The 20746-nt window shown below is 66.8% G+C and carries 21 protein-coding genes; 4 read left to right on the top strand and 17 right to left on the bottom strand.

Going from position 1 to position 20746, the window contains the following annotated elements:
* From ligA to ACF8ML_RS19325, 9 genes are all read right to left on the bottom strand, one after another.
* Positions 1 to 447: protocatechuate 4,5-dioxygenase subunit alpha (gene ligA / locus ACF8ML_RS19365; protein WP_392407692.1), on the bottom strand; the 447-nt coding region annotated here is incomplete at its 3' end.
* A gap of 48 nt (positions 448 to 495) precedes the next feature.
* Positions 496 to 1413 (bottom strand): amidohydrolase family protein, encoded by a 918-nt coding sequence (locus ACF8ML_RS19360; protein ID WP_392407691.1) that lies wholly within the window; start codon positions 1411 to 1413, stop codon positions 496 to 498.
* A 10-nt stretch (positions 1414 to 1423) separates the two neighbouring features.
* Positions 1424 to 2107, bottom strand: coding sequence for a 4-carboxy-4-hydroxy-2-oxoadipate aldolase/oxaloacetate decarboxylase (gene ligK / locus ACF8ML_RS19355; protein WP_392407690.1), 684 nt, complete (start codon positions 2105 to 2107; stop codon positions 1424 to 1426).
* 32 nt (positions 2108 to 2139) lie between these two features.
* On the bottom strand, positions 2140 to 3168 hold the full coding sequence (locus ACF8ML_RS19350; RefSeq protein WP_016454681.1) for an amidohydrolase family protein: 1029 nt from the start codon (positions 3166 to 3168) through the stop codon (positions 2140 to 2142).
* A gap of 37 nt (positions 3169 to 3205) precedes the next feature.
* Positions 3206 to 4582, bottom strand: a complete 1377-nt coding sequence (locus tag ACF8ML_RS19345) for an aromatic acid/H+ symport family MFS transporter (protein WP_047327539.1) — start codon at positions 4580 to 4582, stop codon at positions 3206 to 3208.
* 101 nt (positions 4583 to 4683) lie between these two features.
* Positions 4684 to 5808: a 4-oxalomesaconate tautomerase gene (locus ACF8ML_RS19340; protein ID WP_392407688.1), complete on the bottom strand. Its 1125-nt coding sequence runs from the start codon at positions 5806 to 5808 to the stop codon at positions 4684 to 4686.
* A gap of 180 nt (positions 5809 to 5988) precedes the next feature.
* A complete protein-coding gene (locus ACF8ML_RS19335; RefSeq protein ID WP_016450436.1) occupies positions 5989 to 6504 on the bottom strand; it encodes a hypothetical protein in 516 nt (171 codons plus the stop codon).
* 183 nt (positions 6505 to 6687) lie between these two features.
* On the bottom strand, positions 6688 to 7689 hold the full coding sequence (locus ACF8ML_RS19330) for a tripartite tricarboxylate transporter substrate binding protein (protein ID WP_392407686.1): 1002 nt from the start codon (positions 7687 to 7689) through the stop codon (positions 6688 to 6690).
* Positions 7686 to 8558 carry an amidohydrolase family protein gene (locus ACF8ML_RS19325; protein WP_392407685.1) on the bottom strand — a complete coding sequence of 291 codons (873 nt, stop codon included), beginning with the start codon at positions 8556 to 8558 and terminating at the stop codon, positions 7686 to 7688. The genes ACF8ML_RS19330 and ACF8ML_RS19325 overlap by 4 nt, the downstream gene beginning before the upstream one ends.
* Positions 8559 to 8680: 122 nt before the next feature.
* Between ACF8ML_RS19325 and ACF8ML_RS19320 the strand changes: the two genes are divergently transcribed.
* From ACF8ML_RS19320 to ACF8ML_RS19310, 3 genes are all read left to right on the top strand, one after another.
* Entirely contained in the window at positions 8681 to 9568 is an 888-nt protein-coding gene (locus tag ACF8ML_RS19320) for a LysR family transcriptional regulator (protein WP_016450439.1), read from the top strand.
* Positions 9569 to 9673: 105 nt separating this feature from the next.
* Positions 9674 to 10450, top strand: coding sequence for an SDR family oxidoreductase (locus ACF8ML_RS19315; RefSeq protein WP_392407684.1), 777 nt, complete (start codon positions 9674 to 9676; stop codon positions 10448 to 10450).
* Between the two features lie 733 nt (positions 10451 to 11183).
* The gene (locus ACF8ML_RS19310) at positions 11184 to 11609 is read left to right on the top strand and encodes a transcriptional repressor (protein ID WP_392407683.1); all 426 of its coding nucleotides are present in this window, start codon (positions 11184 to 11186) and stop codon (positions 11607 to 11609) included.
* Between the two features lie 100 nt (positions 11610 to 11709).
* On the opposite strand, the gene ACF8ML_RS19305 is transcribed toward ACF8ML_RS19310, so the two are convergent.
* From ACF8ML_RS19305 to ACF8ML_RS19280, 6 genes are all read right to left on the bottom strand, one after another.
* Entirely contained in the window at positions 11710 to 13074 is a 1365-nt protein-coding gene (locus ACF8ML_RS19305; protein WP_016450442.1) for a DUF3526 domain-containing protein, read from the bottom strand.
* The gene (locus ACF8ML_RS19300; protein ID WP_392407682.1) at positions 13071 to 14498 is read right to left on the bottom strand and encodes a DUF3526 domain-containing protein; all 1428 of its coding nucleotides are present in this window, start codon (positions 14496 to 14498) and stop codon (positions 13071 to 13073) included. The genes ACF8ML_RS19305 and ACF8ML_RS19300 overlap by 4 nt, the downstream gene beginning before the upstream one ends.
* The gene (locus tag ACF8ML_RS19295) at positions 14495 to 15346 is read right to left on the bottom strand and encodes an ABC transporter ATP-binding protein (protein ID WP_392407681.1); all 852 of its coding nucleotides are present in this window, start codon (positions 15344 to 15346) and stop codon (positions 14495 to 14497) included. The genes ACF8ML_RS19300 and ACF8ML_RS19295 overlap by 4 nt, the downstream gene beginning before the upstream one ends.
* A gap of 8 nt (positions 15347 to 15354) precedes the next feature.
* Positions 15355 to 17550, bottom strand: coding sequence for a TonB-dependent siderophore receptor (locus tag ACF8ML_RS19290; protein WP_016454674.1), 2196 nt, complete (start codon positions 17548 to 17550; stop codon positions 15355 to 15357).
* 117 nt (positions 17551 to 17667) lie between these two features.
* Positions 17668 to 18021 (bottom strand): hypothetical protein, encoded by a 354-nt coding sequence (locus ACF8ML_RS19285; RefSeq protein WP_016454673.1) that lies wholly within the window; start codon positions 18019 to 18021, stop codon positions 17668 to 17670.
* Positions 18022 to 18153: 132 nt separating this feature from the next.
* Entirely contained in the window at positions 18154 to 18768 is a 615-nt protein-coding gene (locus tag ACF8ML_RS19280) for a TetR/AcrR family transcriptional regulator (protein ID WP_016450638.1), read from the bottom strand.
* A 766-nt stretch (positions 18769 to 19534) separates the two neighbouring features.
* Here ACF8ML_RS19280 and ACF8ML_RS19275 point away from each other — a divergent pair.
* On the top strand, positions 19535 to 19813 hold the full coding sequence (locus tag ACF8ML_RS19275; protein ID WP_016450637.1) for an H-NS family nucleoid-associated regulatory protein: 279 nt from the start codon (positions 19535 to 19537) through the stop codon (positions 19811 to 19813).
* Positions 19814 to 19879: 66 nt separating this feature from the next.
* Here ACF8ML_RS19275 and ACF8ML_RS19270 read toward each other — a convergent pair whose 3' ends face one another.
* Together ACF8ML_RS19270 and ACF8ML_RS19265 are read right to left on the bottom strand one after the other, a co-directional pair.
* The gene (locus ACF8ML_RS19270) at positions 19880 to 20284 is read right to left on the bottom strand and encodes a RidA family protein (protein ID WP_016450636.1); all 405 of its coding nucleotides are present in this window, start codon (positions 20282 to 20284) and stop codon (positions 19880 to 19882) included.
* Between the two features lie 4 nt (positions 20285 to 20288).
* The gene (locus ACF8ML_RS19265; RefSeq protein WP_016450635.1) at positions 20289 to 20741 is read right to left on the bottom strand and encodes a thioesterase family protein; all 453 of its coding nucleotides are present in this window, start codon (positions 20739 to 20741) and stop codon (positions 20289 to 20291) included.
* Positions 20742 to 20746 lie beyond the last annotated feature (5 nt).

Below are 20746 nucleotides of genomic sequence, written 5' to 3'. Positions count from 1 at the left end.
CTTGTTGTTCTTGTCCACGCTGCCGGCCTTGCCCTGCGGCTGGCGGTGGGCCTGGGCATCGCCCTCCTCGCCCACGCGGCGGTTGCCTTCGGCCGAACGGCCTCCGCCCACCATCATGTTGCGGTATTCCTCTTCGGACATGCCGGTCATGGAGCCTGCCATCTGCTGGAAGCTCTTGCCGTCCGTGGCGCCGATCTTGGCCAGGAAGTAGATGTTGCCGCCCGTGCGCATGCACCAGTTGAGGTCACGGGCCAGCACGGCCTGCTTCTGTTCCTCGCTCATGGCCCATTCGTCCAGGTAGGCACGCTCGTCGGCCTTGAAGCGCTCGCGGTTCTCGGCCTTCATCAGCGACATGCAGAACTGGTTGAGCCAGTAGCCTTTGCGGGACTGCTCGGCATCAAAAATGATGGTGCCGGGCACGTCCAGATAGGGTTTGTCCAATGCCATGGATATCTCCTTGAATATGTCCGGCACCCAGGCCGGACATGGTCGCCATCAGGCTTCTTCGGGCCAGTACAGGCGCATCGGATTGTCGACCAGCAGCTTCTTCTGCAGCTCGGCAGTCGGTGCAATGTGCGGGATGAAATCGACCAGCAGGCCGTCATCGGGCATGTGGTCCTTGAGGTTGGGGTGGGGCCAGTCGGTTCCCCACAGCACGCGGTCGGGGAACTCCTCGACCACGCGGCGGGCGAAGGGCACCACGTCACGGTAGGCATTTTGCTCACCGTCCAGCGCCTTGGGGCCGGTGACGGACAGGCGCTCGGGGCAGCTGACCTTGCTCCAGACGTTCTGGTGCTCGCGCATGAACCTGAGGAACAGCTCGAACTCGGGGCCGTCCACGGGCTTGTTCACATCGGGGCGGCCCATGTGGTCCACGACCACGGTGGTGGGCAGGCTGGTGAAGAAGTCCCACAGCTCGGGCAAGTCCACGGCCTCGAAGTAGATGACCACGTGCCAGCCGAGCTTGGCGATGCGGCCCGCGATCTCCATCAGCTCGTCCTTGGGCGTGAAGTCCACCAGGCGCTTGACGAAGTTGAAGCGCACGCCGCGCACGCCGGCGGCGTGCAGCTCCTGCAGTTCCTCATCGGTCACGCTGCGGCGCACCGTGGCCACGCCGCGCGCCTTGCCGTTGGCGGCCTTGCAGGCATCGACCATGGCGCGGTTGTCGGCGCCGTGGCAGGTGGCCTGCACGATGACGTTGCGCGCAAAGCCCAGGTGGTCGCGCAGCGCGAACAGCTGCTGCTTGCTGGCGTCGCAGGGCGTGTACTTGCGCTCGGGAGCGAAGGGGAATTCATCGCCGGGGCCGAAGACGTGGCAGTGGGCATCCACAGCGCCTGCGGGCACCTGGAACTTCGGCTGGGAGGGGCCGGCGTACCAGTCCAGCCAGCCGGGGGTCTTTTCAAAAGCGCTCATATTCCCTCCTTCAATCGATGTAACGAAGGCCGGCCTTTTCGAGCGGCTCGCGCATCTTGTACATGTCCAGGCCCAGCACGCCGGAAGCCAGCTTGGCGCGCTTCTCGCCCTCGAAGCTCTCGCGCTTTTGCGCGGCAGCCAGGGTTTCGGCGGCCTTGGCGGCGGGCACGCAGACCACGCCGTCATCGTCGGCCACGACCACATCGCCGGGCGTGACCCACATGCCTGCGCAGACCACGGGGATGTTGACCGAGCCCAGCGTGGCCTTGATCGTGCCCTTGGAGGAGATGGCGCGGCTCCACACGGGGAAGTTCATTTCCTGCAGCGTCTTCACGTCGCGCACGCCGGCGTCGATGATCAGCGCACGCGCGCCGCGCGCCTGGAAGCTGGTGGCCAGCAGGTCGCCGAAGTAGCCGTCCGTGCATTCCGAGGTCACGGCCGCGACCACGATGTCGCCGGGCTGGATCTGCTCTGCGGCCACATGCATCATCCAGTTGTCGCCGGGCTGCAGCAGCACGGTGACGGCCGTGCCCGAGACCTGCTGGCCCGCGTAGATGGGACGCATATAGGGCTTGAGCAGGCCCACGCGGCCCATGGCCTCGTGGACGGTGGCCGAGCCCAGGGCGGCCAGGCCGTCGGCGGCCGCGCGGTCGGCGCGCTGGATGTTGCGGTAAACCACACCGAGTTCGTACATGGTGTTCTCCTTGATCTGTGGTGGCGGCCTGCTTACAGGCCCTTTTGCTTGAGGGCGGCGTCCAGGCGCGGGAACACGCGGCGCGCGTTGCCTTCGTAGACCTGGTAGCGCTCCTCTTCGGTGAGGTTGGCCGTGGCCTCGATGTAGCGCTTGGTGTCGTCGTAGTAGTGGCCCGTGGTCGGGTCGATGCCGCGCACGGCGCCGATCATCTCGCTGGCGAACAGGATGTTCTTGACCGGGATCACCTTGGTCAGCAGATCGATGCCCGGCTGGTGGTAGACGCAGGTGTCGAAGAAGATGTTGTTGAGCAGGTGCTCGTCCAGCAGCGGCTTCTTGAGTTCCTGCGCCAGGCCGCGGAAACGGCCCCAGTGGTAGGGCACGGCGCCGCCGCCATGGGGGATCAGGAACTTGAGCGTGGGGAAGTCCTTGAACAGGTCGCTGGTCAGGCACTGCATGAAGGCCGTGGTGTCGGCATTCAGGTAGTGGGCGCCCGTGGTGTGGAAGCACGCGTTGCAGCTGGTGGAGACGTGGACCATGGCCGGGATGTCGTACTCCACCATCTTTTCGTAGATGGGGTACCAGGAGCGGTCCGACAGCGGGGGCGACGTCCAGTGGCCGCCTGACGGATCGGGGTTCAGGTTGATGCCCACGTTGCCGTACTGCTCCACGCACTTGACCAGCTCGGGAATGCAGGTCTTGGGGTCCACCCCGGGCGACTGCGGCAGCATGGCGGCCGGGATGAAGTGATCGGGGAACAGCTGGCTGACACGGTAGCACAGCTCGTTGCAGATGGCGGCCCAGGTGCTCGATGTCTCGAAGTCGCCGATGTGGTGCGCCATGAAGCTGGCGCGCGGGCTGAAGATGGTGAGATCGGAGCCGCGCTGCTTCATCAGCTTGAGCTGGTTGGTCTCGATGGTCTCGCGGATCTCGTCGTCGCTGATCTTCAGCTCGCTGGCCCGCGGGGCCTTGGACGGGTCCTTGAGTCCCGCGATCTGCAGGTCGCGCCAGGCGCCCAGGGCCGCGGGCGCGGTGGTGTAGTGGCCGTGTACGTCGATGATCATCGGAGGGTCTCCTGCGTCTTTATGGGGTGGAAATGTGTCAATGAAGGGGCGTGGCAGGCACCGCGCCGCCCTGCGGCTCGGGACTGCTGTACTGCTTGATGATGAGGGCGGCCATGGCGATCACGCCAGGAATGGCCACCACGGCAAAGATCTCGCTGAAGGCCATGTGGCGCGCCGACAGCTCGGCCACCAGGAAGGAGCCCGCGATGCCGCCGAAGCGCCCGATGCCCAGCATCCAGGCCACGCCCGTGGCGCGGCCGCGTGTCGGATAGAAGGCGGCGGCCAGCGCCGGCATGGACGACTGGGCGGTGTTCATGATGGTGCCGGCCAGGAAGACGGCCACCACCAGCCAGCCCAGGTGGCCGGCCGTCTGGCCTATCCACCAGATGGAGGCCGCCGTCAGCGCATAGCCGATGGCGATGATGCGGTTGGCATTGAAGCGGTCCATGAGCCAGCCGAACAGCACGGCGCCCACGCCGCCCAGCGGGAACAGCGCCGCCACCAGGGTGCCGGTCTTGGGGTCCAGGCCCGCTTCCTTGAACAGCACGGGCATCCAGTTCATCAGCGCGTAGAAGATGACCAGGCCCATGAAGTAGGCGATCCACAGCATCACCGAGCCCACGCGGTACTGGCGCGAGAGCACCACGCCCATGCCGCTGCCGGCCTGGGCCTCGGGCCTGGCCTCGGTCAGCACGAAACGCTGCACGCCCTGCACGGCATCACCGGCAATGCGCGCCAGCACCTTGCGGATGCGATCGGCCGGGTAGTTGTTGGCCACCATGTGGCGCACGGATTCAGGCAGCAGCACGACCAGGGCCACCAGCAGCAGCAGCGGCGCGGCACCGCCCAGGATGAGCACGCTGCGCCAGCCGAAATGCGGGATCATCCAGGCCGCCAGAAAGCCGCCGAAGGCCGCGCCCAGCGGAAAGCCGCAGAACATGGCGTTGGTCAGCGTGGCGCGGCGCGAATCAGGACAGTACTCGCTCATCAGCGTGACGGCATTGGGCATGGCGGCGCCCAGGCCCAGGCCGGTGACGAAGCGCAGCACGGCCAGGGTCCAGATGTCGGGGGAAAAGCCGGAAGCCAGGCAGGCCACGGCAAACACCGCGACCGAGCCCACGAGCACGGTCTTGCGGCCCAGGCGGTCGGCCAGCGGGCCCGAGAAGATCGCGCCTGCGGCCAGGCCGAACAGCGCAGCGCTGAGCACGGGCGCCAGCGCGGGCTTGCTCACGCCCCATTCGGTGATCAGCGAGGGCGCGATATAGCCGATGGCCGCCGTATCAAAGCCATCGAGCAGAACGATCAGGAAACACAGCGCAAAGATCACCCACTGGAATCCCGAAAACGGGTGCTCGTTGAGCAGGGTCTGCACATTGACGCCGGTTGCTGCGGCGTCCTTCTGGACGGATGTCATGACTTGTCTCTTCCACTGTCTCTCAGCCTGGCGGATACCGCATCTGCGCGCGCGGCCCGCCCCTTGCACCGCAGGGGCCGGCAAGCCCCTGCGCTGTTTCTTCAGTCCTGCTTGCGGCCGTCCCAGACCGAGCGCGGCACCATGACCTCGCCACGCATCAGCAGGCGCGCCGTGCGCAGCAGGGCCGCCTTGGTCACTACGTCGGGATGGGCCGGGTCGCTGTCCAGCGTGACGCTGAACTCGCCCGTGGGATGCTCCACCGAGACGGTGAGCGGACCCGTGCCCTGCTGCAGCTGTGCCACGCCCTCGCACACGGTGCCCGGCATCTTCACCGCCGTGCCCACGGTGACGGCCGCCAGCACGCCGATGGCGTCATGGCAGACATGGGGGATGAAGCTGCGCGTGGTCAGCGCGCCGCCATGCTGGGGCGGCGCGATCAGGGTCATCTTGGGATAGTTCTTGGCCGAGACATCGCCCAGGCCCATGGTCTGCGAGATCTGCAGGCGCAGCGCCTCGATGCGGCGCTTGAGGTCGGTGTCGGCGTTGAGCTCGGCCACGGTCTCTTGCCCGGTGGCGCCCACATCGGACGCCTTGAAGATCACCAGCGGCATGCCGTTGTCTATGCAGGTGACGTCAAGCGTGAAGTCTTCGAACCCCTCGCCCGTCACCGTGACCGTGTCCCGGGGCTTGCCCGTGGGCAGCAGGCCAGAGCAGACCGAGCCGGCCGTGTCCAGGAAACTGATTTCGATGGGTGCCGAGCTGCCGGGCGCGCCGTCGATGCGGGCCGAGCCTTCGTACTCCACCTGGCCGCCGGGCGTCTGCACCGTGATGTCGGCCGCCATGCCGGTGTTCAGCGTCAGCACGCGGAAGGTGCTGGTCTCGCCACGCGGCTGCACCATGCCGGTCTCCAGCGCAAAGGGAACCACGCCGGCCAGCATGTTGCCGCAGTTGGGTGTGGTGTCCACCGTGTCCTTGTCGGGCTGCAGTTGGGCGAAGAGGAATTCGAGGTCTATGCCCTCCTTGTCGGAGAGGCTGACGATGCCGACCTTGCTGGTCAGCGGATGGGCGCCACCCACGCCGTCAATCTGCCGCTTGTCGGGCGAGCCCATGGCCGCGAGCAGCACGCGGTCGCGCGTGGGCAGGTCGGAGGGAAGATCGCTGGCCCGGAAGAAAGGGCCCTTGGAAGTACCGCCCCGCATCAGCAGGCAGGGAATGGCCGTTTGCATGGCTGTCTCTATCAGTATGGGTATGACAGCTATTGTGAGCATGGCGCGAGCCAGGCACTACTGAGCAAGCCCGCTAGCAGCTATAGCAAACCGGCATAGCTCAACGCCAAGCCTGGGCCGCAGGCTGCGACGCAGGGGCGCCGCAACTGCTTGATACAACTTATTGGGGCGCAGTGACGCTCAATCGCGGTCATGGCCCCGGCCGCGATCATGGCCATGCCCGCGGCCGCGGTGGTCGTCGTGGCGGTCATGCCGATCGTGGCGGTCGTGGCGGTCCCAGCGGCGGTCATCGCGGCGGTGCTCCCATTCGCGGTGGCGGCGCTCCTCGCGCCAGCGAGGATCGTGGCGCGGCGGCCCGGCGCGCCAGTGCGGCGGCGGATTGCGCAGGAAGTACACCGGGCGGCCGCAGGCACCGTAGCGTGCGCAGTGCTTGCCCCAGTGCTTGGCATGGCCGGGCGGCACCCACATGTAGACCGGCGGCGGGGCCATGGGCGCCGGCGCGATGATGACGGGCCGCTGGTACAGCAGCGGCGGAGGCGGGGCATTGCCTATGTCCACGGTGCCGTAGACACCCGGAGCCAGCTGGCCCGAGACCGAGCCGCTGATATAGGTCTGCGCCTGGGCCGCAAGGGCCGAGCAGGCCAGCGCAAGGGCGGCCGCGGCGCGCAAGGTGGATCGCAAGGTAAGCATGGCCATGTTCTTTTGAAGGGGTGAAACAGGAAAGGCCCCGTTTCTACCAAGCGCCTGGGGCCGCATGGGCCGTTGCGCCTGAAAAGGTGTAAGAACCCGTTCAAGCCAGCGCCCGTTCCTGCTCAACGCGCAAGGGCTGCCCGCGGTGTACAGCAAACCGCAATGGTCCGCTTTCTGGCCTGCACGCGTTCAGTCCAGCTTGAGCCGCGAATCCTTCACCACCTTCTGCCATTTGGCGATCTCGGCGCGGCGGAATGTCTCCAGCTCGGCCGGCGTGGAGCCTATGGGCTCGGCACCTATGCCAGCGAGCCGCTCCACGATGGCAGGCTCGCGCAGCACCTTGGCCAGCACCGTGGACAGCCGGTTCACGATGGCGGGCGGCGTGCCGGCCGGCGCAAAGATGGCGTTCCACTCGTAGGTCTCGTAGCCGGGCACGCCCGACTCGGCAATGGTCGGCAGCTCGGGCGCGGCCTTGGAGCGCTCCAGCCCGCCCACGGCCACCGCGCGCAGCTTGCCGGGCTTCACGTGCTGCCAGGCCGAGCCCATGCTGGCAAACATCAGCGGCACCTGGCCCGACATCACGTCCATCATGGCCGGGCCGCCGCCCTTGTAGGCCACATGGTGCAGCTGCGTCCTGGCCAGCAGGTTGAACAGCTCGCCCGCCAGGTGCTGGGCCGAGCCCGGGCCTGCCGACGCAAAGTACAGATGCCCGCCCGCTTCGGAGCGGCCGGCCTGGATCAGGTCCTGCACGCTCTTGATGGGCGACGAAGGCGCCACCACCAGCACATTGGGCACGCGCAGCAGCAGCGAGACCGGCGCGAAGGCCTTGAGCGTATCGAACTGCATGCGCGCATGGATGGCGGGATTCTGCGCGTGGTTGGAGGCATCGAGCATCAGGGTGTAGCCGTCGGGCTGGGCCTTGGCCACCTGGGCGCCTCCGATCATGCCGCCTGCTCCGCCCCGGTTCTCGATCACCACGGGCTGGCCCAGCTCGGCAGACAGACGGGGGCCGATCAGGCGCGCCACCACATCGACGGTGCCGCCCGGCGGATAGGTCACGACCAGGGTGACGGGGCGCTCGGGGTAGTTGGCCGCTGCAGCCGCAGCGGCTGGCGCGGCCATGCCGGCAACGGCCGAGATCAGGCCTGCGGCCGCCCACAGGCCGGCGGTGCGTCTGGACAGGGATTTCATGGTGTGTCTCCTTGGGTTTGAATCGGGCTCGGAAATCGGAACAGCTCGACGGCGCTGCGGCCCAGCACGGCCTGCAGCGAGGCGGCATCGTCCAGCGGGTCCAGCCAGTCGTGCATCCAGCGCACGGCCGCCGGATAGCTGGCCTGGCCCGCGTGCTGGGTGTGCGGCCAGTCGCTGCCCCAGAGCAATCGCTCGGCCGCAAAGGCCTGCAGCAACTGCGCGGTGGCCTGCCGCCCCGAGGCGGCGCAGTCGGCGGCCTGCCAGGTGCGGTAGGGCGCGGACAGCTTGACCCACACACGGCCGCTGTCGGCCTGCTGCAGCAGATAGCCAAAGCCCGGGTCGCGCACGCCCAGGGCCGGGTCAGGGCGCCCGAAGTGGTCAACCACCACGCGGCAGCCGGCGGCCAGCAAGGCGGGCAGCAGGTCCGGCAGGCGCCCGGCCTGCAGGTGCAGCTCCACATGCCAGCCCAGGGCGTTGGCCTGCTCCAGCACGCGGCGCCAGCCGGGCGCATTCAGATCGGGCAAAGGCAAGCCGATCAGGTTCAGGCGCATGCCCACCACGCCGGCATCGGCCAGGGCCTGCAGTTGTTCATCGCCCGTGCTCTCATCCACCACGGCCACGCCGCGCAGGCGCTGCGGCTGGGCGCGCAGCGCCTGGAGCAGGTAGCTGTTGTCCGTGCCCAGAAAGCTGGGCTGCACCAGCACGCCATGGGCCAGGCCGTGCGTGTCCAGATGCTGCAGATAGCTGCCCAGGAGCGCGTCCTCGTCGGGCGCGTAGCGGCGCGCATCCGGCATGGGCAGGCCACGCTCGAAGACATGGGCGTGGGTATCGACGCTGGACGCAATGGCGAACCGGGGCACGGCAGGCACGGGAAGAACTCCTTGTGGGTTGCGCCACGCAAGGCGCGGCGCTGGGGGCATGGGGCCGGATTCTAGGAACGGGGGGTATATATTTCCATTCTTCAAAATGGATTTATTCATACCGGATCAATATGGAAACCCGGCATCTGCGCTACTTTCTCGCGGTGGTGGACCAGGGCAGCGTCAGCCGCGCAGCCGACTGGCTGGGCATTGCCCAGCCCGCGCTGAGCCAGACCCTGGCCCGCATGGAGAAAGACCTGGGCGTGCAGCTGTTCCAGCGCTCGCGCCAGGGCGCCCTGCCCACGCCGGCCGCCCTGGCCATGCTGGATGACGTGCGCACCAGCGTGGCCCGCATAGATGCCGCCGCCAGCCGCGCGCGCGAGATCGCCAGGGGCAGTGCAGGCCAGCTCACCGTGGGCCTGGTGTCTTCGGCGCTGTTCGGCACCCTGCCCCGCGCCCTGCGCGCGCTGCGGCAGCAGGCGCCCGGCGTGCGCGTCATCCTGCGCGAGATGAGCAATGCCGAGCAGGCCGAGGCCCTGCAGACCGGCGCCATCGACATCGGCCTCATGCACACACCCGTGGCCGTGGGCGGGCGCATGCGCGAGCGCCAGCTGCTGCGCGAGCGCCTGGTGGCCGCCGTGCCCGACGAATTCCAGATCGGCGAGGACGGCCAGGTCAGCCTGGCGCAGATCGCCGAGGCCGGGCTGGTCATGTACCCGCAGGCCCAGCTGCCCGTGCTGCATGCCGGCATCCTCGACGCGCTGCGCAAGGCAGGCCACGAAGCCCATGTGGCGCAGGAGGCCAACCGGACTCTCACCGTGCTGGCCTGCGTGGCCGGCGGCTGCGGCGTGGCACTGCTGCCCAGCTGGATACGCTCCATGGACTTTCGCGGCGTGCGATTTTGCGAAGTGCGCGATGGCCGGTCCCTGCCCAGCCTGGACCTCAGCGCCATCTGGCCCGCGCGCTCCACGCCCACGCTGGCCGACCTGTTCGCACACCTGGACCTGGGCAAAGACTGAGTGCGGCCCGCATTGGCGCCGCACCGGTGCAAGAAACGGGATGCGCCCGCGCCTGCGCCGCACTACAAACCGCTTTCCCTCATTCACGGAAAGAAAAGGTGCCAGATGCAGCCATCGTCACAGCAACTCCACGGAAAAGTCGCCCTCATCACGGGCGCCAGCTCAGGCATAGGCCGCGAAGCCGCCAGGCTGTTCGCACGCCACGGCGCCAGGCTGGTGCTCACGGCCCGCCGCAAGCCGGAACTGCAGGCACTGGTGGCGGAGATAGAGCAGGACGGCGGCCAGGCCATCGCGCTGGCCGGCGACGTGCGGGACGAGCCGCTGGCCCGGGCCCTGGTCGAAACCGCCACGGCGCGCTTTGGCGGCCTGGACATCGCCTTCAACAATGCCGGCATGACGGGCGATCCCTGCGCCCTGCCCGACCTGTCGCTGCAGGCCTGGCAGGAGGCCATCGCCACCAATCTCACCAGCGCCTTTCTGGGCGCCAAGCACCAGATACCAGCCCTGCTGGCACGCGGCGGCGGCTCGCTGATCTTCACCTCCACCTTCGTGGGCTACACGGCGGGCCTGCCCGGCATGGGCGCCTATGCCGCCAGCAAGGCCGGCCTCGTCGGCCTCACCCAGGTCATCGCGGCTGAATACGGCCCCCGCGGCCTGCGGGCCAACGCCCTGCTGCCCGGCGGCACCGACACGCCCATGGGCCGCGCCAGCACCCCCACGCCCGAGGCACGCGCCTTTGTCGAAAACCTGCACGCCCTCAAGCGCCTGGCTACACCGGCGGAGATTGCAGCGGCAGCGCTGTTCCTGGCGTCGGATGCATCCAGCTTCGTCACGGGAACGGCCATGGTGGTCGATGGCGGTGTGTCCATCCAACGGACTTGAAGCAGAGCCCCGCCAAAGCCGTCGCGGCAATGGCGGCCCGCTCGGATCTTCCGGTCGCCTGCGGCGGCTTTATCAGGGGAGTTTTGAAAGTGGCATTCCTGCCCCAATAATTCCCCTGGAAACGATGCTTGCGCTTTCGCTGTTCATTCCCGCATCGTGGCCAAGGAGCTGGCTGATGTTTTCTGACCACGCAATTCACGACGAAGCGACTGCTCGGCAAATGGTGCCCGGATGCTGAATCGACATGGGGTGACATGAACCATTACGGGATGGCCGCACCTTTCTTCCAGGGAATGGATGATGGACAAACGAGGTGCATTGAGGCAATCTGCTTGAATCGGTAATACACTGCCCATGCAATCCATTGCATCGCGTCTCCAGCAGTTACCGTCGGATTCAGGACCTGCGCGAAGTCCCGCACAACCCTTGTTTCAAGCATTCTTCAGACAATAGATCAATTACATCCCATTACAGCATTGTGGACGGCTATGGTATTTAACCTTCGCACAAGGTCCATCGAATGCTCACGACATATACTCGCGCAAAACCGCAAGAATGGAATACCTGTTGTCCGTCCGATGTGATTTTTTCTCTTTGAAGAAAAGAATCGTTGCAGGGATTGCATCCCCATGCTTGCAGGAGCTACAGGCAGGCACAGTTCCATTTCGGCTGTGAGCGTTCGTGAACACTGATTAATCGCGTCGAGATTGTTATAGTAAATAACGGAACTACCATGACTAGACACACTCAGCCCATCGTGGAGCGCTTGTTCAGGCCAATGGAACGCTCGACCCGCCAGCGCAGTTCGATACGCACGGTCATGGAAGAGGCTGGGCGCCCCCTGCTCCCCGCTGAAATCCTGGGCGCAGCGCAGCGCGAGGTGCCGGCCATCGGTCTGGCCACGGTGTACCGCAACATCAAGCAATTGATGGAAGCCGGTGAGGTGCAGGCCGTGGACCTGCCCGGCGAGGCCACGCGCTACGAACTCAGCGGCCGCGCCCATCAACACCATTTCCGCTGCATGAGCTGCAACCGCGTGTTCAACGTGCCCGGTTGCCTTGGCGACATGCAGCGCATCGTGCCCGAAGGCTTTGTGGTGGAGCGCCATGAGATGACGATGTACGGCATCTGCAGCGACTGCCACCAGAACGTGCAGTAGCGGCGGGCCCCGGGCCTCAGGCCCAGGCATCGGCAAGCCGACAGCCATGGCGCAGGCCTTCCCTGCGCCATGGCTGTTTCTTTTTCCCCGGTCCGCTGCCTCAGCGCCTGCCCGGCCGCACGCGGCCTGCGGCAACGCCCCCGGCCAGCAAGGCCAGCGCAGCCACCGCCCAGAGCATCGCCACCTGACCCCAGGTCTGCGGCGCATGGCGCGGACTGGCCGTGAAGACCGGCTGCGCTGCAAAGTCCTTCGCGCCGAATGGACGGTCCTCGAACAGATAGGGATAGAAGAAAGTCCGCAGCCGCGCATGGAAGGCGGCAATGTCGTCCTGGTAGGCCAGCTGCGCCAGCAGGTCGGTGCCGGCCTGGCGGTGCAATGCGGCCTGCACGCCCACGCCGGGCAGCAGCCAGCCCAGTCGCCCGGTCCAGGCCTGGCGCGCCTGCAGGCCTTCCCGATAGGCGGCGAACTGGGGGGCGACGCTTTCATCACCGAGCTGCTGGAAGGCGTAGTACCACTTCCAGTGAAAGCCCGCAGGCAGCGGCGCGGTGTTGCGCCATTCGGGGTGGTTGCGGAAGAAGCGCTCCATGGTCTGCTCGCGCGGCAGGTCCCAGGCACCATGCACGGTCTGGCGCTGGGCCAGCATCAGCTCCACGCCCTGGCTCACGGGCACGGCGCGCGACAGCGCGGCATTGGCCAGCGTGGGCAGCACCAGGGTCAGCACGGCCCAGCAGCCCATGAGGGCCATGGCGTTGGCCACCGAACTGCCGCCCAGCGTGGCGACCACCAGGCACAGCCCGCTCCAGAAGGCCACATAGGCCGTGGCGCTCAGCAGCACGGAGGCGATGGCGCCCGCCTGCGCCCCGCTGGCCAATGCCCCTGCCAGGGCCGGCAGCGCCAGGCATGCCAGCAACAGCACCGAACGCAGGCCCGCACGGCGCAGCCACAGCCGGCGCCCGCTGCCGGGCATGGCCTGAAGCGTGCCCAGGCGTCCCGATTCGCGCTCGCCCGAGACCAGGTCGTAGAGCAGTGCAATCAGGAACAGCGGCGCCAGGTAGACCAGCACAAAGGCGAAGTCGAAGCGGCCCGCCAGCGCCAGTTCGGGGTTGAAGCTCTCGCCTTCATGCAGCTGCGCCTGCAGCGCCAGGGCACGCACGCGCAGCACATAGGGCGCGGCATCGCGCAGGCCCAGGGCGAGGAAGGCCGTGGACGACGGTGCATCCCAGGTGCTGTGAAAGCCGTAGTAGGCCACCGAGCCCGCATCGCCGGACTGTGCATGCCGACCTGCCTGGGCCGCCATTTCCTGCTGCTGCATTTGGGCCAGACGGTCCAGGGTCTGGCGCTGCGACGAGATCTCGCGCAGGCCCGACAGCACGGCCAGCGTGGACAGCAACAGCAGCAGGGCCAGGGCGCACAGCGCCAGGCGCGAGCGCGTCAGAAGACGCCATTCATGTCGTAGCCAGCTCATCGCACCACCCTCCCCAGACGTTGCGTGGCCACCAGCAAGGCGGCCGCCAGCGCCGCCAGCCATCCCAGCAGCACGCAGGCTGCGGGTGCCGCGCGGCGCAAGGCCGCCAGCGGCGGATCGGGCTCGTGATGGAAGTCGGAGACGCCGCGCCAGTGCTCGTGGCTGATGCGGTTGTCTCGGCTGGAACGGTCACCCGCGTAGCTGAGCTTGTCCACCTGCAGCTGGTTGAGCGCCTGCACCATGCGGTAGCGATGCTGCTCGGCCTGCTCCAGAAAGCGCCGATAGCCTTGCAGGTCGGTGCCGGCCACGGCCATGGACAGGCGGCGCAGCGCAATCAAGGGGCTGACCAGGGCAAAGCCGTCGGCGCTGCGCAGTTGCCGGGCCTGCAGATCGAAGCTGGCCTCGGCATGGCGCCTGAAGAGCTCGCTGGTCAGCCGCTCGCCCTCCATGCCGACCAGGCCCTTGTAGTTGACGGGCAGATCCTCCACACGCGACACGCCGTACTGCGCAAGCACTTTGGCGCGAAAGGCGGCGAAGTAGGGATCGTCGGGATTGTGGCTGTCGCCCAGCGCCGCCAGCTCGCGCGCCGTGGCGATGTTGGTCTCGAAGCGCGTGGGCAATGCCAGGGCCGCGCCCACCAGCTCCGGCGCCAGCCGGGGCACCAGCACCACTCCAATGGCCCAGGCGGCCAGCAGGGCCAGCAAGGCATCGCGCCCGCGCCGCATGAGGGCCGAGACCGCGGTGATGCCCACGGCCCACAGCAGCAGCCACAGCACATGGCCAGCCGCCAGCGCGGCCACCAGGCTGATGGGCACGGGCGTGGCCACCGCCATCCAGGCCAGGGCCAGCAAGGCGGGCAGCAGCACCAGGGCCGCCACGCCCGTCAGCGCCAGCAGCTTGCCGGCCACGAACTGCCGCATGCCCACGCCCTGGGCCAGCAGCACGCGCAAGGTGCCGGCCTCGCGCTCTCGCGCGATGCAGGCATGGCCCACGAAGATCAGCAGCAGCGGTGCCAGCACCTGCAGCACAAAGGCCGGCGTGAGCTGGCCGAAGCGCAGCAGCAGCGACGACTGGCGCACATCGCCGAAGTTGGCGCTGTTCTGGCGGTGGCCTTCGAGAAACAGCGTGTGGCCGGTGTAGGCGTCTATGCCCGCATCGAAGGCCGCCAGCGGATTGAGCGGGCGGAACACGAAATGGCCGTAGTGCACCATGCGGTGCGGATGGCGGTCGGGCTGGGCCTCGAACTCGTGGTCCACCTGCGACTGGTGGCGTTCGCGCTGGGCCTGGGCCGCGCTGCGCTGGTCCCAGGCGGTGAAGGCGGCAGTAGCACCGAGCAGCAGCCACAGCACCATGCCCAGCACGGCCACGCGGTCGCGCAGCAGCAGGCGCCATTCCTCGCGTGCAATGGTCCAGGCCGTGCTCATGCCGCGGCCCCCTGCACGCCTGCGCCTGCGCCTGCGCCTGCGTCTGCGTGTGCGTGTGCGTGTGCGTGTGCGTTTGCGTCTGCACTCGCACCCGTACCTGTACCCGCGTAGTGGCGGTGCAGTGCCCGCACGTCAAAGCGCTCTTCCCCACGGGCCGCCACCTCCTCCACCAGCCTGCCGCCCGCGATGAAGCCCATGCGGTCGGCCACATCGGTCGCCCCCAGCAGGTCGTGCGTGACCATGAGAATGGCCACGCCCTGGCCGCGCAGCTGCGTGATCAGCCGGCTGAATTCGGCCGTGGCCTGCGGGTCCAGGCCCGAAGTGGGTTCGTCCAGCAGCAGTGCCGGCACCTTGCGTGCCAGCGCCAGCGCAATGGCCACCTTCTGCCGCATGCCCTTGGAAAAGCCCGAGACGCGCCGGTCATGCGCGGCCGCATCCAGCCCTGCAGCGGACAAGGCCTGGCCGATGGCATCCCTGCTGGCGGGCTGGCCCGCCAGGTCCAGCAGATAGGCCACGTTCTCGCGCGCGCTCAGGTGCTCGTACAGCGCCACGTTCTCGGGGATATAGGCGATCAGGCCGCGCGCCTGCGCGGCAGCCGTCACCGGGTCCACGCCCTGCACGCGCACCTGGCCGCTGCGCGGCCGCACAAAGCCCAGGAACAGGCTCAGCGTGGTGGTCTTGCCCGCGCCGTTGGCGCCCAGCAGCGCATAGATCTCGCCGGCATGCACGGCCAGGTCCAGGCCCTGGAGGATGGTGCGCTCGCCATAGTCCACCACGGCGCCCAGTGCTTGGAGCACGGGCGAGGAGGCAGAAGTGGGGTTGGAAGAAACAGGAAGGGATGGATGCATGGCGGGGCTCAGAACTTGGCTTGAAGGCCTACGGTGACGGTGCGGGCGGTGCCCGGCGTCACCCACAGCCGGCTGTACGAGCTGGTGTAGTAGGTCTTGTCAAAGAGGTTGTCCACGTCCAGCGTCAGGCGCAGCGTGGGGCTGATGCGCCAGTAGGCCACCAGCTTGGCGGTGGTGTAGCCGGGCAGATCGAAGGCCGCCTTGCCAGCGTCGGCCTCGGCCTGCGTGCGGGCCTGGCCCAGGCGCTTGCCCACGCGGGTGACGCCGCCGCCAATGCCGTAGCGCTGGCCGTTGGAGAAGGCGTTTTCGTAGACCGCCAGCACGCTGCCGTTGACCTTGGGCACGTTGAGCAGGCGCCCGCCCACTTCCAGCGTGTTGTCGCGCGAGATCTCCACGTCGTTGAGCACCAGGCTCGCATTCAGGCGCCAACGCTGCGTGACCTGGCCGGCAAAGTCGAACTCCAGCCCCCGGCTGCGGATCTCGCCGGCCGAGACCGAGTAGCCGGCGTTGCCCGGGTCGGCCGTCAGCACGTTGCGCTTGCGGATGTCGAACAGCGCGGCCGTGGCGCCCATGCGCCGGTCGGCGCTTTCCCACTTGGCGCCCAGCTCCATGGAGCGGCCGGATTCGGGACTGAAGCCCGCGCCGGCCACATCGACGCCCACGTTGGGCCGGAACGAGCGGCCCACGTTGGCATAGAAGGTCCATTGCGGCAGCGGCAGCCAGCTCAGGCCCAGGCGCGGAGAGGTCGAGGTCGGGTCCTGCTGCGTGGTCGCGCCCGTGCGGCGGTTGTGCAGCGACTGGTCATAGCGGTCCATGCGCAGGCCGGCCACCACGCGCCACTGGGGAGAGAGCTTGATGGCGTCCTGCAGGTAGAAGGCCGTGTTGCGCTGGCGCTCGAAGGTATCGGTATTGGCCGTGGGCACGGGCTGCGTGCCGCCGTAGACGGGGTTGTAGATATTGATGGCATAGGGATTGGCCGCCGTGGGGTTGGCGCGCAGCATCACCGTATCCATGTCGAAGCGAAAGCTCTCCAGGCCCAGCAGCAGCTCGTGTTCGACGGTGCCCGTTTTCACCGTGCCCTGCAGCTCGGCCTGCACGGCGATATCGTCGGACTGGTAGTCGCGGAAACGCCGCTGGCGCGTCAGGTCGCCATTGGCCAGCAGCGCATGGGGTTCGGTGGAAAAGCCGTTGATCGAGGTCTCGCGGTAGGACAGGCCCAGGCGGCTGCGCCACTGCGCGCTCCACTCATGCGAGAGGATGAACTGGTGCGTGCGGTTTTCCACCGTCACATCGCCGTCGCGCGGGTCACCCAGGAAGCGGCTGCGCGAGATGGCGCCCAGGCGGTCGCCCACGGCCACCACGCCACGGTCCAGCGGCGTCTTGTGGCGCAGCAGCTCGCCCGAGTACTCCAGCACCGTATCGCGCCCCAGCTTCCAGGTGAAGGCCGGCGCAATCACCTGGCGGCTGGCGCCCACGAAGTCGCGGAAGCTGTCGCGGTCCTCCACGGCGATGTTGAGCCGGTAGGCAAAGTTCTCGCCAATCGGTCCCGTGCTGTCGAGCGCGCCGCGCCGCAGCCCGTAGCTGCCCGCATAGGCTTCCACGGAATGCGAAGGCGTCCACAGCGGACGCTTGGAGACGACGTTCAGCGTGCCGCCCGGCTCGCTGCTGCCGTAGAGCGCAGCGGCCGTGCCCTTGAGGAACTCGATGCGCTCCACGCCGGCCAGATCACGCGGCGCGTTGAAGCCGCGCCCCGAGGAAAAGCCGTTGAACAAGGTGGCCATGCCCACGTTCTGATCGCCGGGCAGGCCGCGAATGACGATGTTGTCCCACAGGCCGCCAAAGTTGTTCTGGCGCGAGACGCCGCCCACATAGTCCAGCACATCGTCCAGCTTGGTGGCTCCCAGGTCGTCCATGGCCTGGCGCGTGATCACGCGCACCGACTGCGGCAGCTCGCGCAGCGGCAGGTCGGTCTTGGCGCCTGCCGCCTCATCGGTGTGATAGGCGCCCGAGGCCGTGCGGCCCACGACTTCCACGGCAGGCAGCAGGGTCTGCTCCTGGGGCGACGGCGCTGACGGCACGGATGCCGCAGGTTGTTCCGGGCCCTGGGCCAGCACGGGCGTGGAGAAGAAAGCGGCAGCGCTCAGGGCAAGCGGCAGCGGGCGAAGGCCGGGGAGCGGCTTCGCGAGGATGGAGAAGGCAGTCATGATGAAAACGGGCACGGGCGCATGCCGCCGGCATCAGAAGCCGGCGCGCGCAAACACGGACATGCCGCCAGCACCAACGGGTGCCGGCGGCAGAGAAGGAGAAAAGTGCTTGCGGATTCAGCGCGGCGGGTCGCGCGATGCAAAGGCCCAGCGGTTCTGCGAGGGGATGGCGCCGCCCACGGTGCGCGGCGGCACCCTCTCAGGCGGTGCGGCCACGGCCAGCGGCAGGCCGAAGTGCGGCAGCCAGGCCGCCGCATGCGGTGCATGGCCCATGCACCAGACGCAGAGGGCTTCCGCGGCTTCCGCCTTTTCACCGGCCGGCGCCTTGTCCTCGCAGCCGTTCAGGCCGGCAAACGCCTGGCCGGGCGCTGCCGCCGCCTGCCGGATATGCGTTGCGCCGTGCAGGGGCATGCCAATGGCCGTGTTGAAGAACACGGCCAGCAATAGCAGGCGCAAAACAAGCAGACGCATAAGACGGCGATCTTACTATTGACAATTCAATATCGTTAACTGTCCGCCGGCATTTTCAGCACGGGCCCCGGAGACAGCGCGGCAATATGGCACAGGCATGTGACAGCCGACTGGCGATTTCCCGCATTGTGCCTATTGATCTGCGGGCCCCACGCCCCGGAAGAACATGTCGCAGATCTGGTCCGCCACCTTCTCCAGCGAGCCCTTGCGGGGGTTGAACCAGGACTGTATGGAGTTGATGCTGCCCAGGATCATGATGCGCGCCAGGTGGATGTCGGCATCGGCCCGCAGGCGGCCTTCGGCGCGCAGGTCTTCGAGCAGGCCGCTCCAGAATTTCTGGTGGCGCTCGCGGCGCTTGATCTGGCGTTCGCGCACCTTGTCGGGCAGTTGGCCCAGCAGGCGGCCGTGGGCCAGGGCGAAGTCCCCATGCTTGATCAGGCCCGCCATCTGGCCCAGCACGGCTGCGCGGAAACGCTGCTCGGCCGTGGCGTCGGCGCCCAGCGCGGCAAGGCGCTCCTGCTGCTGGCTGATGATGCGGTTGCCGCCCTGCTCCATGACCTCGTCCACCAGCTCCTCCTTGGAGGCGAAGTGGTAGTAGATGCTGGCGGCCTCGATCCCGGACTGCTCGGCAATGTTGCGCATGGTGGTGGCAGAGTAGCCCTGCTCACCGAAGGTGCGGGCGGCCAGCTTGAGAAGGGTCTCGCGGGTCTCGTTGCCGTCGTGGGCGCTGGTCTGCCTTCTTGCCATGTCTGCCAGGGTGTGGATCGTTGTAGTGCGGCGATGCTAACAGGCTGTTGGTGGCACGCCAATCAAGCGTTCGGTACGCGCCCGCTGCCTGGCGGGCATGGCCGGGCCGCGAAACTGCGCCTGAAGAATCAGCCCCAAAGGCATTCTCGGGACTGCAATGGCCTGGCAATCAACGGCTCATGAATTTACGCGATATCGGCGGAAGATATTTCAAACCACGGCCAGGAATTCAATCCTCGCAATACAAAAAATCTATCCAGCCAATCGACAAGACAAATGAAACAACGCGTGTTAATCGCAAGATTAAATAGCAGAATCGAATCACATGTAATTTATTTTATAAATCGATAAATAAAATCGATTGATGAAACAAAATCAGCACCCGCAACCGGTTCTGAAATGGGAACTTGTACGATCACCTCGTCGCGGCTGCCCAGGAAAAGCATGCCAGCACGCCCTCTCCAGAGGAGGAAGCGCCAACCACAATGCTCTGCAAATGTAACAAAGACGCAACAGCTTTTGTAAACTGGCGGTTATCAAGATGCTGCTGGATATAATGCGGATCGCCTCGGAATATGCCCAGGCATGAGAAGAAGCTGTCTACACCCCATAGAACGCTCACATCATCAGTATTTATACTTACGGTGATATCTTCATCCCCCACTGCACATGCACCAACCTTGACCATTGCGTAAAGAGTTCCGGGTCGTTGTTCTTGCTGCGCAGTTTTCGACAAATAGCCGCACTTAGAAATTCTTCTATCAAGATGACTACATACCAAGAGCTGATTGCCCAGAAAAAACTGCTCGACCAGCAAATCGACGAGGCCCGCAAGCTGGAGTCCAAAGCGGCTCTGGCATCGGTGCAGGAACTGGTCCGGGAGTTTGGCTTCACGGCACAGCAGGTCTTCCCCTGGAAGCCCGATGGCAAGAAGAGCGCCCCCGCCAAGTACCAGGACCCCGAGTCCGGCAAGACCTGGACCGGCCGCGGCAAGCCGCCGAACTGGATCCTGGGCAAGGACCGCACCCTGTTCGAAATCAAGTGAGTCCCTGCCGCGCGTGGGCCCGCCCGCACGGCGGCGCACATGCGCGGGCACATGCTCAGAGGTGCGTCATGCAGGCACCACCGCCGTGACCTCGATCTCCACCTTGGCCCGGTCTTCCACCAGATCCGCCACCTCCACCGCCGTCATGGCGGGGAAATGCCGCCCGATCAGTTCGCGGTAGTGCTTTCCAATGGCCGGATAGGCCGCCACGTATTCCTGCTTGTCGGTCACATACCAGGTCATGCGCACGATGTGCTCGGGCCTGGCGCCGCCTTCGGCGAGGATGGCGACGATATTGGCCAGCGCCTGCCGCACCTGTCCGGCAAAGTCGTCCGTCTCGAATTGCTGCTGGCCGTTCCAGCCAATCTGCCCGCCGACAAACACCAGCCGGGAGCCGACCGTCATTTCGGTGAGGATGCCATTGGCATAGCCTCGTGGCGCCAGCCAGTCCGGGGGTTGCAGAGTCTTCATTGCTTCATCCTGTTCTCGTTGAATCCGTAAAACCGTCCTGCGGCACCAGATAGGCCTGCAGGCGCTCGCGCAGGTCGGCCGGCAGTGGCGTGGCCTTCATGCTGCGCAAATCCATGGTGACGATGGTCATGCGCGCAGACAGCCGTCGCTGGCCGTCCGGCCCCTCGAAACGCACATCGAACTGGAACGATGCCCCGCCGATGCGGCGCACCTCCAATACCTGGCGCAGCGTGTCGTGCCAGCGGCTGGGCGCCGTGAAATCGCATTGCACCGACACCGTGGGCGTGCCCACCTGGCGCTGTACATGCAGGGTGTGGAATGGCAGGCCCATTCCCCTGTCGAACCATTCCTCCACCAGGTCGTTGACCATTTCGAAATAGCGCGGGTAAAAGACGATGCCGGCCGGATCGCAATGGCGAAACAGCACCTGCACCTGGCTGACGAAGGCGGAGGCCATGGCGC

Origin of the sequence: Delftia sp. WSY_10 (genome assembly GCF_043104705.1) — a bacterium.
Taxonomy (GTDB): Bacteria; Pseudomonadota; Gammaproteobacteria; order Burkholderiales; family Burkholderiaceae_C; genus Comamonas; species Comamonas tsuruhatensis.
Note: the sequence above shows the minus strand (reverse complement) of the source record. Positions and strands in the feature narration are given on the sequence as shown.

What these genes read in the sequence shown, in the direction of transcription:
- ACF8ML_RS19345 (WP_047327539.1), bottom strand. Translation starts at nt 4,582, where the DNA reads ATGACATCCGTCCAGAAGGACGCCGCAGCAACCGGCGTCAATGTGCAG.
- ligK (WP_392407690.1), bottom strand. Translation starts at nt 2,107, where the DNA reads ATGTACGAACTCGGTGTGGTTTACCGCAACATCCAGCGCGCCGACCGC.
- ACF8ML_RS19295 (WP_392407681.1), bottom strand. Translation starts at nt 15,346, where the DNA reads ATGCATCCATCCCTTCCTGTTTCTTCCAACCCCACTTCTGCCTCCTCG.
- ACF8ML_RS19305 (WP_016450442.1), bottom strand. Translation starts at nt 13,074, where the DNA reads ATGAGCTGGCTACGACATGAATGGCGTCTTCTGACGCGCTCGCGCCTG.
- ACF8ML_RS19340 (WP_392407688.1), bottom strand. Translation starts at nt 5,808, where the DNA reads ATGCAAACGGCCATTCCCTGCCTGCTGATGCGGGGCGGTACTTCCAAG.
- ACF8ML_RS19335 (WP_016450436.1), bottom strand. Translation starts at nt 6,504, where the DNA reads ATGGCCATGCTTACCTTGCGATCCACCTTGCGCGCCGCGGCCGCCCTT.
- ACF8ML_RS19320 (WP_016450439.1), top strand. Translation starts at nt 8,681, where the DNA reads ATGGAAACCCGGCATCTGCGCTACTTTCTCGCGGTGGTGGACCAGGGC.
- ACF8ML_RS19265 (WP_016450635.1), bottom strand. Translation starts at nt 20,741, where the DNA reads ATGGCCTCCGCCTTCGTCAGCCAGGTGCAGGTGCTGTTTCGCCATTGC.
- ACF8ML_RS19360 (WP_392407691.1), bottom strand. Translation starts at nt 1,413, where the DNA reads ATGAGCGCTTTTGAAAAGACCCCCGGCTGGCTGGACTGGTACGCCGGC.
- ACF8ML_RS19350 (WP_016454681.1), bottom strand. Translation starts at nt 3,168, where the DNA reads ATGATCATCGACGTACACGGCCACTACACCACCGCGCCCGCGGCCCTG.
- ACF8ML_RS19310 (WP_392407683.1), top strand. Translation starts at nt 11,184, where the DNA reads ATGACTAGACACACTCAGCCCATCGTGGAGCGCTTGTTCAGGCCAATG.
- ACF8ML_RS19270 (WP_016450636.1), bottom strand. Translation starts at nt 20,284, where the DNA reads ATGAAGACTCTGCAACCCCCGGACTGGCTGGCGCCACGAGGCTATGCC.
- ACF8ML_RS19315 (WP_392407684.1), top strand. Translation starts at nt 9,674, where the DNA reads ATGCAGCCATCGTCACAGCAACTCCACGGAAAAGTCGCCCTCATCACG.
- ACF8ML_RS19280 (WP_016450638.1), bottom strand. Translation starts at nt 18,768, where the DNA reads ATGGCAAGAAGGCAGACCAGCGCCCACGACGGCAACGAGACCCGCGAG.
- ACF8ML_RS19285 (WP_016454673.1), bottom strand. Translation starts at nt 18,021, where the DNA reads ATGCGTCTGCTTGTTTTGCGCCTGCTATTGCTGGCCGTGTTCTTCAAC.
- ACF8ML_RS19300 (WP_392407682.1), bottom strand. Translation starts at nt 14,498, where the DNA reads ATGAGCACGGCCTGGACCATTGCACGCGAGGAATGGCGCCTGCTGCTG.
- ACF8ML_RS19330 (WP_392407686.1), bottom strand. Translation starts at nt 7,689, where the DNA reads ATGAAATCCCTGTCCAGACGCACCGCCGGCCTGTGGGCGGCCGCAGGC.
- ACF8ML_RS19290 (WP_016454674.1), bottom strand. Translation starts at nt 17,550, where the DNA reads ATGACTGCCTTCTCCATCCTCGCGAAGCCGCTCCCCGGCCTTCGCCCG.
- ACF8ML_RS19275 (WP_016450637.1), top strand. Translation starts at nt 19,535, where the DNA reads ATGACTACATACCAAGAGCTGATTGCCCAGAAAAAACTGCTCGACCAG.